This is a genomic window from Embleya hyalina (assembly GCF_003967355.1).
Taxonomy (GTDB): Bacteria; Actinomycetota; Actinomycetes; order Streptomycetales; family Streptomycetaceae; genus Embleya; species Embleya hyalina.
The window spans coordinates 261,131-274,654 of sequence record NZ_BIFH01000023.1 but is presented as its reverse complement, the minus strand read 5'-3'; the positions used below and the strand labels follow the sequence as shown (position 1 = coordinate 274,654).

Below are 13,524 nucleotides of genomic sequence, written 5' to 3'. Positions count from 1 at the left end.
GCAACGCGCGTCGACTACGCGCGCGTTGAGCCTACGACCTGCGCATTCCACGCCCCGAGGCACCGGCACCCCGAAGTCGGCCCGGCAGGCATCAGCCGCCCCGCACCGCCGTCGCGCGGCCCAACCGCCGGTTCCAGCAACGACAAGGCCCGCTCGCCCGCATCGAGGCCGGCACGAATACCCACCGGCATCGGGAGATTCGGGCCCGCGTGTCCGAACTCGACGTTGCCCAGCACCGGGATGTCCCGGTCGCCGAGGACGTCCAGGACGATCTCGGCGAGGGTCGGCGAGGCGTCGGCCGATTCCAGTCCGCCGATCGCCGTCGGTACGCCGACGACCATGCCCGCGATCCGGTCGAGGATGCCGCAGTGCCGCAGCACCTGGAGGTCGCTCCACACCCACGACGCCTGGCCGCCCAACTCCTCCCAGAACAACACCGCGCCGTCGAACCGTTCGAGCGGCAGCGCGAAGCGCGTGGCCTGGGCCCGCACGATGCGGTTGAGCACCCCGCCGACCAGCGGCCCTTCGGCGCGCCCGGCACGCCAACACTCCCACGAGGGCCCGGTCGGCAGCGGGCCGATCGCCTCGGTGCCGGTCAGCAGCGTCGAATAAAGACCCTCCAGTACCTCCCTGCGCGCGGCCGGCGCGGCCTGCCACGCCTCGCCGATACCGGGCGTGGCCAGGTCGGCGTGGAACCCGACCAGGCCCGTGCGCGAGTGCAGCACCAGGTGCAGCAGCGAGATGTCGCTGTACCCGAGAATGGGCTTGGGGTCGGCGACGATCGCCTCGACGTCGATCAGGTCGAGATAGCCGAGCACCGTCTGCCCACCGTCATGCGCGACGATCGCCCGCACCTCGGGATCCCGAAGCAAAGTGTTGAACTCCGCCGCGATCTCCGCCACCGGAGCCGAACTCCACCAGTGCCTCCGCCCGGCTTCCAGCAACGGCGCACAACGCACCCGGAACCCCATACGTTCGAGCACGACCACCGCCTGCCGAAGTCCGGGCACGTGCTCCTCGTCGAGCGGCCCCGACAACGACGCGATGACCACGAGATCGCCGGTGACCAGGGCAGGGGGCCGAAGCAGTGGAGGCATCGCACGGGTCATGCGAGCAGTCTTCCGTCCACCCCACCCACACGCCACACCTTTACCACCGGCCACAACACGCGAGACAAGCCCCCCAACGACTCCCACCCGCCGAGAGGCGGAGGGCAACCGAGTGACCCCGCACAAGCCATCACACGGGAGTGCGCAACGGGATCCGTACGACACAACCCGCACGTCGCCCTTGCCTCGGTTTGGGCCGGGACAGGTCGGATCGAGTCCCGTGCAGAGCTCCGAGACTCGAAGCTCTCGACGAGACGGGCGCGTTGCTCGGCGAAAGCCGGCCGGCAGCGGCGGACAGGGCAAGGGGTCAGGTCGAGTCCTCCGGGGAGGCTTCCCGAATGGGCCACGCGTTTTCGGCAAGCGCCACGCCTTGCGTTGCTTGGGCCGGTGCGGGGCCGGTCTGGGTCGAGGAGTGGGCCACCGCCGGCGTGCAGGGCTCCGAGACTCGAAAGTCGCGACGAGACAGGCGTGTTGCTCGGCAGGAAAACCGGCCGGCAGCGGCGGGGAGGGTGCTCGGGTCGAGTCTGTCGGGGCCTTCTCAAGTGGGTCGGGTGGTTTCGGTGTGTGGTGGGTGTGTGGGTGACGGATGGTTCACGAACCCGGATCCCGTTGGGTGTCGCAGCCTTCGCGTGAGAGAAAACCGCAGGTCAGCACCGATGGGACTGCTTCCGGTGGCTTCGGGATCCGGTTTCGAAACCCACTGGGCACTTTCGGTCTCCTTGACGGCCTCCGTGAGGACGCAGCACGCGAGGCCGACTCCCACTACGCAGTTTCGGCCTCTTCACCGGCGTCGAGGGGTCTGGGCGCACGAAACCGGCACTCGACACCCCGACTTGCCACCCCGACCGCACAAAACCGCAGGTCACCGAGGTGCGAAGCGCAAAACCACCCACCGAGATCCGGTTTCAAGCCCCAACTCCTCCCCCAACACCCCCGAAACGACCCGTCCCACCCTGGAAGTCGCCCCGGAAGACTCGACCCGAGCACCCTCCCCACCCGCCGCTGCCGGCCGGTTTTCCTGCCGAGCAACACACCCGCTTCGTCGGAAGCCCCGCCTCTCGCAGCCCCGCACACCGGCAGCGGCCCACCACCGACCCGGACCAGCCCAAGCTACGAAAGGCGCGGCGCTCGCCGAAAACGCCCGACCTACTCGGGAAGGCTCTTCGGAAGACTCGACCTGACCCCTCACTCTTCCCGCCGCTGCCGGCCGGTTTTCGCCGAGCAACACGGCCGTCTCGTCGGAAGCCCAGAGTCTCAAAGCCCCGCACGCCGGCAGCGGCCCGCCTCACGACTCAGGCCACCCCGACCCGGCGCCCCGCAACCAAAGCGCAACACTCAACGGAAATCGACCGGCGCCGATCCGGCCCGACCGTCGTCGTCAACGGCGACGTCATCATGGGCCCGACCCCACACCCCCGGAAGCCCGCCCGACCCAACGCGAACGGAAACGGAAACGGCAGTCGACCGTCTCCGACGACAGCGGCAGCCGCCGTCGGTCAACCCGCGACGCGGGCGCTCGTCAGGTCGGCCAGGATGTGGTCGACCGTCCGGTCCGGGGTCAGGTCGGAGGTGTCCAGCCACAACCCGAGACGCGGGGTGTCCCGGCGCAGGGCCCCGTCCAGGGCGTCCACCGTCCAGGGCCCGCCGTAGCCGGTCTTGGCACGGCCGGCCTCCCGCCCCGTCACCGCTTCCGGGCTCGGGGCGAGCACGACGACGTACAGGGGCCGTGTGGCCACGGCGTCCACGAACGCGGCGAGGTGTTCGCCGAGCACTACGTCCTGGACGACGACGGTCCATCCCGCCTCGGCGTAGATGTCCGCGACCGCCGCGGAGGCGCCGTGCCGCAGCCGCAGTTGCTCCGTCGCCTCGGCGGTCGGCCGAGGGGTCACCTCCTCCCGGCCGGACACGATCATCCGCCGGAAGGTGTCACCGCGCAGGTGTACGGAACGCGGCAGCCGCTCGGCCAACAGCTGGGCGACCGTGGACTTCCCGGCCGCCATGACACCGGTGACGAGCACAATCGCCGAATCCAGCTCCCGCACCGCAATCCCCCTCGTAGTGAGCCTTCGTCCGAACCTCCCGAAAGCGCGGCCGGAAACCGACAACACCGCAATCCGTGCCGACGCGAAGGGAGTTCGGTCCCTCAACCGCCCGCGACACCCCCGTCGGCGCACGCCGCAGGGCGGTCCAACCGCCAGACCTTGTCGATCCCGGTCCCGGACGGGGCCACCGGCGGCGTCCCCGGTTCGCGCCGGATCTCGGTGAAGCCCAACCGACGCGGTATCGCCTCACTGGCGGCGTTGGCCACGTCGTGCGTGATCTCCACGTACTCCAACTCCGGCAGGGCGAACATCTCTTCGACCAGTGCCGCGGTCGCCCTCGTGGCGAGGCCCTTGCCGGTGGCGGCGGGATGCAGCCAGTAGCCCATGCGCCGACCCTGGGGCTCGGGTGCACGGTAGGTCTGGCACATGCCCACGGGAGTGCCGTCCTGGGTGATGGCGTAGTTGTACACGTCCCCGTTCGCCCAGCCCGTCTCGAACCGTTCGAGCAGCTTCCGGGTGTACTCCTCGCTGTGCTGCGCCACCCACGGCTCCCAAGGGCGAAGGTGGTCCACGGACTCGTCGATCAACGTGAACGCCGCGGCGAAGTCGTCCTGCGCCCGCCAACGTCGCAGGACGAAGTCTCCACATTCGATGATCTGCCTCGGTTGCGCCATGACCGCCATGATCGTTTGCACAACGCCGCTTCGCAACGGGCGTACATCGGCCCTGCCCTCCGCCCGCCCCTCACCGCCTCGCCGTCTCAGCGGACCTGATACCGCAGCAGCGCGACCCCGTTCCCGAAGGACCGGTTCTCCACCAGTCGCAGGTTCGTCTTGTGGTCCGTCGGCCGGAACATCGGCCTGCCGCGGCCGATCAGCACCGGGTAGACGTACACCACATACTCGTCGATCAGGCCCAGCCGCTGGAACGTAGCCGCCAGGTCCGCCCCGCCCACCACCATGTCGCCGCCCGGCTCCGCCTTGAGCGCCATGATCTCCTCGGGCACCACTTCCCGCTTGATCGTGGTGTTCCAGTCGGTCCGCTCCCACGTGCGCGAGAACACGATCTTCGGCATGTCCCGCCAGATCGAGGCGAACTCGACCATCGGCCCGGTGCTCTCCGGATCGGCGTCCGCCGTGGGCCAGAAGTCGGCCATCAACTCGTGCACGACCCGCCCCTGGAGAAAGGCGCCCATCTTCCCCAGCCGCTCGTTGATGTGTTCGTGCAGCTCGTCGTCGACCAGATGCCAATCGATCTCCCGATTCGGCCCCTCCATGAAGCCGTCAAGGGACATCGACGACCAATACACGATCTTCCGCATCGCACACCTCACCGAACTCGTCGTCGACCGGACAGGACCACACCGCACGCACAGCCCGCACAGCACGCCGCACGCCGGAACCGGCACAATTCACCTCAGCCGTTCCCCCGCGCAGATCCCCACACGCGGCCCGCCCCACACTCCCAGACACCGACGACACCACCCGGCCCGCCGACCCACACACCCACCCACCCACCCGACCGAACCGGGCACAGGATGTCGGGTCCGCCCCACCCAACCCTTCCTAACGTTGTCGACTCGACGGAAGAACACAGGACACAAACACGCGGAGGGAAAGAAGGAACCCGCAGTGCTGGAGCAGCTGAACCAGGCCCTGGACCACATCGAGTCGCACCTCGACCGGGACATCGACGTGGCCGAATCGGCGCGGATCGCGATGACGTCGGAGTACCACCTCCGCCGCCTGTTCTCCGCGTTGGCCGGGATGCCGCTGTCGGAGTACGTTCGACGCCGACGGCTCACCCTGGCCGCCGCCGAGGTGCTGGTCGGCGAGCGCACCCTCCTGGAGGTCGCGGTCCGCCACGGCTACTCCTCGGGCGAGGCGTTCGCCCGGGCGTTCCGCGCCATGCACGGCGTGGGGCCCGGCGAGGCCCGGCGTACCGGTGCGGCCCTCAGCGCACAGCCGCGGATGTCCTTCCGACTCGTCGTCGAGGGAAGCAGCAGCATGCGATATCGGATCGTGCACAAGAACGCGTTCCACGTGGTCGGCAAGAGGGCCCGGGTCCCGCTCGTCCACGAAGGCGTGAACCCGGCGATCGCCGAGTTCGTCGGGGGCATCGACCGGGAGACGAGCGCCCGCATCAAGACCCTGTCCGACCAGGACCCGGACGGGATCGTCGCGGTCACCGACGACCTCGACCCCAGCCGCGCAGAGGGCACCGAACTCGACTACTACCACGGCGTCGTGACGAGCAATCAGGTCCCCGACGACCTCGACGCACTGGCCGTGCCGGCCGGCACCTGGGCGGTCTTCGAGAACTCCGGCCCGTACCCGCAGGCCCTCCAACACCTGTGGCGCGACATCTTCACCCAGTGGTTCCCGTCCAACCCGTACCGCAGCCGCCCGGGCCCGGAAATCCTCCGCGTCCGACCCACCGAGGACGGCACCCGAGCCGACGCGGCCCTGTGGATCCCGGTGGAACCCACCGCGTCCTGAACCGAGTTCAGCAGTACCGCAGGGCAAGGCCGAGATCCGGACCGCAGCAATCCCAACACTCGATGCCACCCGCGGCCGAGACGACGTCGCCGACATACCAATGACCGGCCGCGTCCCGAACGACCTGCCGGCCCTCCACGTCGATCACACAGTCGACGTGGAGGGTCCGGCCGTTGTAGGTCGCAGTGCCGGGCGTGTCCGGAATCCGGGCATCGGGACAGCCGGTGAGCCGCCGGATGTCGGTCAGCGTCCAGGGGTGGGGCAACCGCTCGTCCCGGTCTTCGGCATCGGGAAGGAACTCGACCACGGCGGTGCCGAGTCGGGGTCGGATCCACTCACCGTCGCGCTCGATGCCCAGAACTCCACCGAGGAAGCCCATGTCGAACGTGCCGGCGAGGGTTTCCCACCGAAAGGGCACCTTGGAGACGTGTGAGGGAAAGTGGCCCGCGGCCGTGCGACCCGCTCCGAACTCGTCCTTCGGCACGGGCCCGCTGTCGCCGTACCGGTGGGCGAGGAAGGCATTGATCCATCCGGTGACCGAGGCGCCGCCGGAGGCCGACCGATACTTGTAGATCGACCGCCAGAATTCCTCATCCACACCATCCCCCGAGACGGTCGCGGCGATCGTGTCCAGCACCGGGCACAGGCCCGCGAACCACGCTCGCAGCCCCGCGAACCGCTCGGCCAATCCGCGCACCCGGGCGGCGAGCAGACGCCAGTCCTCGTCCGTACCCTCCAGCCGGATCCGCGGAATGCCGCACAGTGTCGTCCAGTGGAAGTCGTAGTACGGACCGACCACATCCATCAGCGCCACCAGCACGGCGGTGGCATCGGCGGCGGTGGTGGTCGAGAAGGACGGTTGGAAGAGATCGGCCGTCGCCGTCCCGATCCGCGCCCGCAGCGGTCCCCGCACCAGGCCGATCGACCGCCCCCAGTCGAGCGGCGCCGCGTCGTCGCGCACGACGATGGTCCGCCGCTGCCCCGGGGTGTCGGTGAACAACTCCGCGTAGGTTTCGGCATCGAGCCGCACATGGACGGCCACCTCGTGCACGACGACGTACCACAGCACATCAGGCGACAGGGCGAGCGGCAGGTGGGCCGAGAAGCACATGTGCATGGCCCGCAACAACAGACTGGCCGACGATTCCGTGACCTCCGGAGCATCGGACGGTCGGCCCACCATGCGATCCGTGTCGAGGTAGTGGAAGCGCGCCGAACTCCCCGCCACCGCCCGCAGGAACCGCCCGTTGCCGATCTCGGCGAGCTCACCGGCCCACTCGGCCGCCTCGGCATCCGCACCCAGCGGCAGGTCGATCTCGAACGCCATGTGCTCTCCTCGATCCGGGCCCGATCCGGGCCGGGTCCGGTCTGTCAGACGCCGTAGCCGCCGTCCACGTCCAGTTTCTGGCCGCTGATGAAGCCCGCTCGGTCGGAGGCCAGGAAGCAGACCGCCTCGGCGATGTCCGTCGCGCCGCCGAAGCGTCGCAGCGGGATGTTGCGGCGGGCCACGTCGAGCGCGCGGTCGTCGAGGTCGCCGCTGTCGATCAGCCGCGCGGCCATGCCGTCGGTGAGCATGCCGGGCCCGACGCAGTTGGCGCGCACCCCGAAGCGGCCCTCCTCGGCCGCGATACCGCGCACGATGGCCTCGACCGCGCTCTTCGTACAGGACGACAGGCCGTCCCGCACCGGGAATCGGCTGGTGGCCGCCGTGGTGACCGCGACCAGGCTCCCGTTGCCCGCCGCGCGCAGGTGCGGCAGCGACGGGTGTACCAGGTTGAAGAACGCGGCGGCGTCGCCGTCCAGTTGCTCGCGGTACTGCGCCGGCGTGACCCGACTCAGGTGCAGCATCGGTACGTGCGGCCCGGCCGCGTACACCACCGTGTGCACCCCGCCGAACTCCGCCGCCGCCTCGGCCACGAACGTCGCCACCGCGTCCGCGTCGGTCAGATCGACCCGCCACGCACGAGCCCGCCGCTTGTACTCGGCCCGGGCCTCCTCGGCGACGGCCTCGGTCGCCGCGGCCCCGTTGCGATAGGTGACCGCCAGATCAGCCCCCCGCGCGGCGAACATGCGGCAGATCGCGGCCCCGATCCCACCCCCGGCCCCGACGACCACGACCGCCCCGTCCCGGCTCCCGAAGTCACGCTCCATGATGACTGGCTCCCTAGCTGCCGAGCTGATCTGACGATCAGTCAGGAATATCCCCGGCCTCGCGAACTGTCAACGGACCACCGCCCTGATCAGCACAAACGGCGACTGCGATACTGAGCCGGCCGCGCCCCACCCACCACTTCCCGCAAAGGTTCGTGCATTGGTACGTGTTCGTCCGCACCGGATGGTCGGCCCGCTCGTGATCACCCTTCTCGCCGCCGCGACGGCGTGCGCGAGTCCCGCCGAAGAGCTCGCCGACGCCTCCTCGGTGAAGCCACGCACCCTGACGGTCCCGACACCCGGTGCGTCGGGCGCCGACCCCGGCACCGGCGGCGCCTTGTCGAAGGCGGAGCTCAAGCGGATGCTGCTGAAGAAGACGGACATGCCGGAGGGTTGGCAGCTCGACGTCGGCTCCGACCGGGACGACGAGGAACCGCCGGCCATGTCCGACGACTGTGATCGGCTGGGCGCACAGAGCAATCCGACGTCCGGGATGTATCACGTCCTGGCGAAGGCATCGATCGTCACCCACGATCCCGCCCCCGGCGGCAAGGCATACGCGATTCTCGGTGCCGGCCTGACCTCCCTCTCGGCCGACGACGCCGGAAAGGTCATCCCCACCGTCCGCGACCTGCTTCCACGATGCGTGAACCAGCGTGTGACGAAGGACGGCATGTCCGGCCTTCTCACCTACCGAGCCTTCGACTTTCCCCACCTCGGTGACGAGACCCTGGCCTTCGAGGCCACCTCACGCACCGACACGGGGCAGGCCTGGGTGCACTCGATCGTCCTGGTACGCGTGGGCACCACTCTGATCCGCATCGCGCGCGTCAATCTCACCGGCACCACGCCACAACACCCGGACGAAGCACTGGTCCGCAAACAGGTCGAGCAGGTTCTCGCCGGTCCGAACAACGCCGGCTGACGCCCGGGCCGCTCCGCCTCCGGCCGACCCCGCATCCAGCGCGCAGAGATGCAAAACTTCTTTGCAAAAGCTCTTTGCAACTCCTGCGCCCGCGCATAGGCTCGCCATGTGACCACCTCCCAGCCCCCGGAGCGCCAGGAGATCACCGACCTCGACGCGCTGCGCCTGCTCGCGCATCCCCTGCGCTACCGGATCGCCCGCGCGCTGCGCGACGGGCCGGCCACCTCGACCTCACTCGGCCGCGCCCTGGGCCTGAGCAGCGGGTTGGCGAGCTACCACCTGCGGCAGTTGGCCGAGCACGGGTTCATCGAGGAGGCTCCGGAGCTGGCCAAGGGCCGCGAGCGCTGGTGGCGCGTGATCAAAACCGATCGACGCTTCCCGATGCGCAGCGAGCAAACCACCGAAATGCGGGCCGTCTTCGACGAGATGACCCGCCTCGACCTCGCCGCCGACCTCGAACAGCTGGCGCGGTTGCGGATCGAGGGCACCGACCTGCCCGGCGAGTGGGCCGACGCGGTGCCGTTCTCGCACAGCGAGATCAAGGTGACCTTCGACGAACTCCTCGAATTCTTCGAGGAGTACATCAAGCTGCTCTACCGCTACAAACGCTCCCCCGAGGACACCCCACCCGAGGCCCGCACCGTCCTGACCCGCTTCTTCGCGTTTCCGGAGCCGGCGGACCCGGCGGACCCGGCGGACCCGGCGGAATCACCGGAACCACCGGAACCACCGCAGTCGCCGGAGCTGCCGCCCACCCGAGCCTGACCCGAAGCACCCACGAACCAATACCCGAACCAATACCCGAGCCGGTACCCGAACCAATACGCACACCAACACCCGCGCCCGGCCCCGCAACGACTCCGGGCCGTCGAGTTGCAGCTCGACGGCCCGGATGGCGGAGGCCGCACCCCACGTCCGCGAGGACGTGTCTTCACGAGCGCGCGCATCCACCCACGAGGAGATCATCCCGTGTTCCGCACAGGCAAGTCGATCGCCCCTGCCCGCAACCACCCACCGGGACGGGACCCGGCCACCGATCGAGCTCCCGGGCCGCCGACCGGCAGGCGCCACACCTGGCCGGCGCTCCTCGCCTGGCTGATCCTGATCGCCATAGCCATTCCCCTCGCCTCCCAACGCGCGCCGCACTCCCGCGACAACGCCACCGTCGAACTTCCTCGCGGCGCCGAATCCACCCGAGTCGCCGAACTCACCGACCGCTTCCCCGACGGCGACCTCGCGGACGGCATCCTGATCTACGCCCGCCCCGGCGGCCTCGGCCCCGCCGACCTCGCCAAGGTCGAGGCCGACCGCGCCGCCCTCGCCCCGCTCGCCCGCGGCCCGATCCCCGCCGCCGGCCGCTCCGTCGACGGCGCCGCGATCACCCTGGTCGTCCCGCTCGACGCCAAGGCCCGGGACGGCCGTACCCCCGCCGACCAGGCGCGCAAGGTCCGCGACCGGGCCCGCGCCGAGCTGCCGGCCGGCCTGACCGTACGACTGACCGGCCCGGCCGGCAACGCACTCGACGCCGAGGACGCGATCGAGAGCACCGGCCGCACGCTGACCCTGGTCACCGTGCTCGTGGTGGCCGTCCTGCTCCTGTTCACCTACCGCAGCCCGATCCTGTGGCTGCTGCCCCTGGTCTGCGTCGCCGTCGCCCTCCTGCTCAGCCGAGCCGTCGGGCACCTCCTCGAACGCTTCGCCCACCTCACCGTCGACGACGGCAACACCATCACCGTCACCGCGTTGCTGTTCGGCGCCGGCACCGACTACGCGATGCTCCTCCTGGCCCGCTACCGCGAGGAACTGCTCCGGCACCCCACCCCGTACACCGCGATGCGGGTCGCGCTGCGCCGGGCGCTGCCGTCGATCGCCGCGTCCGCCGCGACGGTCGCCGCCGCGCTGCTGTGCCTGCTCGCCGCCGACATGGGCTTCAACCACACCCTGGGGCCGGCCGGCGCCATCGCGATCGGCTGCGGCTTCGTGGTGACGGCCACCCTGTTCCCGGCCCTGCTCGTAGTCCTGGGCCGCCGGGTGTTCTGGCCGCTCATCCCGCGCCACGGCGCCGAGCCGACCGCCCGCCGCTCGATCTGGCCCCGCCTGGGTCGCGGCGTGGCCCGCCGCCCGCGCCTGGTCTGGATCGGCACGAGCCTGGCCCTCGGCGTACTGGCCGTGGGCGCCCTCGGCATCGAAACCGGCCTCGACGACGCGCACACCGTGGTCGGCGAACCCGACTCCGTCGCCGGGCAGGAACTGCTGGCCGCGCACTTCCCGGCGGGCCGGAGCCGCCCGGTCCGCATCGTCGCCGACAGCGCGTCGGCGGAAGCCGTCACCCACGCGCTGCGTACCGTCCCCGGCGTCGGCACACCCGGCGCCCCGCTCCGCTCCACCGACGGCACGCTGGTCGAGATCCGGGCCGTGCTGGACATCCCCCCGGACAGCGCCGCCGCCGCCGACCGGCTGTCCGCGATCAAGGCCGCCGTACACGCCGTCCCGAACGCCCACGCCCTCGTCGGCGGCCCGACCGCGACCGGCGTGGACAAGGCGACGGCCCAGGCACACGACCGGCGCACGGTCATCCCGTTGGTGATCGGCGTCGTGTTCCTGATCCTGGTCCTGCTCCTGCGCGCCCTGGTCGCGCCACTGCTCCTGATGGCGACCGTACTGCTGTCCTACCTCGCCGCCCTCGGCGTGAGCCGGCACCTCTTCAGCCACGTCCTGGACTTCCCGGCGATGGACGTACAGGTCATGCTGGTCGGCTTCCTCTTCCTGGTCGCGCTGGGCGCCGACTACAACATCTTCCTGATCCATCGCATCCGCGAGGAGGCCCGAACCCGCACCCACGAATCGGCGGTGCTGAGCGGCCTGACCGCCACCGGCGGCGTGATCACCGGCGCCGGCGCGGTCCTGGCCGCCACCTTCGCCGCGCTGACCGTCGCGCCCCAGGTCGCCTTCATCCAGATCGGCGCCATGGTCGCCCTCGGCGTGCTGATCGACACCTTCCTGGTCCGCTCGATCCTGGTCCCGGCACTGGCCCTGGACGCCGGACGGGCCTTCTGGTGGCCGGCCCACCGCCGCCCGAAGACCGCGGACCCGCGCAAAGATCCCGTAGCGTAGTCCGCGCCGGACACACAGCGACCGGCAACGACAGAGCGATCAGCGGGTGTTCCACACCGGGAGGCCAAACCGATGGCGTTGCCACCGTCCGAAGCCCATTCGTCCGACGACCCGATCCGCGTTCTCGACGTGACCACCGACGACTACCGCCGAGCCTTCGAACTCTTCCTCGCCGGATCCGACGAAAAGGCCGTCACCCACGCCCACCTGCTCGCCCTGGTCGAACAGCTGCCCCGGCGCTCGGTGTTCCTCGACATCGGGGCGGGTTCCGGGGCGACCACGCGGTACCTGGGAACGCACTTCGAGCGCACCATCGCCATCGAACCCAGCAAGTACATGCGCGACGCCCTCCGCCTCACCTACCCGGAGGCGGAGGTGCTGAGCGACCCCGTCGAAACGGCCGAGCCGCCCGCCCTCGCCGACTTCGCGCTGTGCTCGCACATGTTCTATTTCCTGCCGGAGTCGCAGTATCTGCCCACGGTACGCAGGCTGCTCGGCTGGGTCCGCCCGGGCGGCGAACTGGTCCTCGCCCTACAAAACCCCGACAACGAATGCATGCGCCTGGTACGGCACTTCTTCGACATCCGCTTCGACCTGGCTCCGACGGCAAAGGCACTCGGAACCGGCCACGAGGACCTGGTCGAGTCCTGCACCCTGGAAACCCTGCCCGTCCGCTTCCACGCCGACAACCTGCCGGACGCCCTCGCGGTAGCCGAGTTCATGGCCAACGTCCCGGACCTGGCCGAACGAGCCACGCGCCCCACCCACCGGGATCTCGAAGACTACGTCACCACCCACTTCGCCGACCCGACCGGCACCGGCTACACCATCGACCACGACCACGACATCGTCCGCATCAAACGACCCGAAACCCCATGACAGTCCCGCCCACCCCAACCAACGCCCTTGTCCGACCGCTCGAACCGGTGGCTACGCTGATCCTCACCGGAGGGGGCGGCTGCGATGGCGATGGCTCGCGAGACTGCTGTGGCGATGGTGCAGAGGATCATGGACTCGGTCCACGCCGACGACGCCGAGTTCGCCCGGGCCACGGAGGCGCTGGACCTGGCTCTCGGCTGCCCGAACGGCTATGTCAGCGGCTTGATCTTCTGGCCGGAGGGACCTGAGCCGACGGCCGAGGAGGTCGTCGACAAGGCCCTGGAGTACCGACCCTTCGCACTGTGAGGATGACCAGGGCCACGCCCGTCGTGGCAAGTCGCGACCACCCGGAGGCCCTTCGGCTTGTCGGTTGCGCTTCCCGTCCCACCCCTCGCCAAAGCCCGCCGGCCGCCCACCTCGAAACCCCTCACAAAGGCGGGCGGCCCGGCCGGCGCCCTTCTCCGGGATCGCGTGGCGGATGCCGCGCTGCCGCAAGTACCGACGGCAGGGACCGTTGCCATAGACCTCGTCCGCCCGCGACGCCGCCAGGCTTCCCGCGAGCCGATACGGGGGGAACGAACCAAACACAGTCGCCCCGCTCCCCGGACATAACGAGGGACGACGCCAGGCGCCAGCAGCCGTCCACATCAGGTGGATCTCGCCGGTAAAGCCACCGCACCAGCAGCCCAGACCCTCACCTCCCAATCAGCCACTGAGGCCACACCACAGACCACCAAAGCCCAACACCCCAACCGCCGCCCAAACCCAACCAACCCGGCAACACCCGAGCCCAATCACCCCGGCCG

General features: G+C 70.1%; 12 protein-coding genes. 6 read left to right on the top strand and 6 right to left on the bottom strand.

Annotation, left to right across the window (positions count from 1 at the left end):
- Positions 1-14 precede the first annotated feature (14 nt).
- From EMA17_RS24870 to EMA17_RS24855, 4 genes are all read right to left on the bottom strand, one after another.
- A complete protein-coding gene (locus EMA17_RS24870) occupies positions 15-1,109 on the bottom strand; it encodes a S66 peptidase family protein (RefSeq protein ID WP_126639318.1) in 1,095 nt (364 codons plus the stop codon).
- A 1,496-nt stretch (positions 1,110-2,605) separates the two neighbouring features.
- Entirely contained in the window at positions 2,606-3,151 is a 546-nt protein-coding gene (locus EMA17_RS24865) for an AAA family ATPase (protein WP_126639317.1), read from the bottom strand.
- A 101-nt stretch (positions 3,152-3,252) separates the two neighbouring features.
- Complete coding sequence (locus EMA17_RS24860; protein ID WP_246126869.1) at positions 3,253-3,825, bottom strand: GNAT family N-acetyltransferase; 573 nt, start codon at positions 3,823-3,825, stop codon at positions 3,253-3,255.
- A gap of 86 nt (positions 3,826-3,911) precedes the next feature.
- The gene (locus EMA17_RS24855) at positions 3,912-4,472 is read right to left on the bottom strand and encodes a dihydrofolate reductase family protein (protein ID WP_126639316.1); all 561 of its coding nucleotides are present in this window, start codon (positions 4,470-4,472) and stop codon (positions 3,912-3,914) included.
- 310 nt (positions 4,473-4,782) lie between these two features.
- On the opposite strand from EMA17_RS24855, the gene EMA17_RS24850 reads away from it, so the two are divergent.
- Complete coding sequence (locus EMA17_RS24850) at positions 4,783-5,649, top strand: AraC family transcriptional regulator (RefSeq protein WP_126639315.1); 867 nt, start codon at positions 4,783-4,785, stop codon at positions 5,647-5,649.
- A 7-nt stretch (positions 5,650-5,656) separates the two neighbouring features.
- Here the strand turns inward: EMA17_RS24850 and EMA17_RS24845 are convergent, their stop codons facing one another.
- Together EMA17_RS24845 and EMA17_RS24840 are read right to left on the bottom strand one after the other, a co-directional pair.
- On the bottom strand, positions 5,657-6,976 hold the full coding sequence (locus EMA17_RS24845; protein ID WP_126639314.1) for a DUF4419 domain-containing protein: 1,320 nt from the start codon (positions 6,974-6,976) through the stop codon (positions 5,657-5,659).
- A gap of 44 nt (positions 6,977-7,020) precedes the next feature.
- A complete protein-coding gene (locus EMA17_RS24840; protein ID WP_126639313.1) occupies positions 7,021-7,800 on the bottom strand; it encodes an SDR family NAD(P)-dependent oxidoreductase in 780 nt (259 codons plus the stop codon).
- A gap of 199 nt (positions 7,801-7,999) precedes the next feature.
- On the opposite strand from EMA17_RS24840, the gene EMA17_RS24835 reads away from it, so the two are divergent.
- The 5 genes from EMA17_RS24835 to EMA17_RS24815 all read left to right on the top strand — a co-directional run bounded on the left by EMA17_RS24835 (position 8,000) and on the right by EMA17_RS24815 (position 13,024).
- On the top strand, positions 8,000-8,725 hold the full coding sequence (locus tag EMA17_RS24835) for a hypothetical protein (RefSeq protein WP_126639312.1): 726 nt from the start codon (positions 8,000-8,002) through the stop codon (positions 8,723-8,725).
- A 108-nt stretch (positions 8,726-8,833) separates the two neighbouring features.
- The gene (locus EMA17_RS24830; protein ID WP_126639311.1) at positions 8,834-9,490 is read left to right on the top strand and encodes an ArsR/SmtB family transcription factor; all 657 of its coding nucleotides are present in this window, start codon (positions 8,834-8,836) and stop codon (positions 9,488-9,490) included.
- Positions 9,491-9,694: 204 nt separating this feature from the next.
- Complete coding sequence (locus tag EMA17_RS24825) at positions 9,695-11,839, top strand: MMPL family transporter (protein ID WP_160161537.1); 2,145 nt, start codon at positions 9,695-9,697, stop codon at positions 11,837-11,839.
- A gap of 72 nt (positions 11,840-11,911) precedes the next feature.
- Positions 11,912-12,718 carry a class I SAM-dependent methyltransferase gene (locus tag EMA17_RS24820; RefSeq protein ID WP_126639309.1) on the top strand — a complete coding sequence of 269 codons (807 nt, stop codon included), beginning with the start codon at positions 11,912-11,914 and terminating at the stop codon, positions 12,716-12,718.
- A gap of 129 nt (positions 12,719-12,847) precedes the next feature.
- Positions 12,848-13,024 carry an e9imm peptide gene (locus EMA17_RS24815; RefSeq protein ID WP_307721561.1) on the top strand — a complete coding sequence of 59 codons (177 nt, stop codon included), beginning with the start codon at positions 12,848-12,850 and terminating at the stop codon, positions 13,022-13,024.
- Positions 13,025-13,524 lie beyond the last annotated feature (500 nt).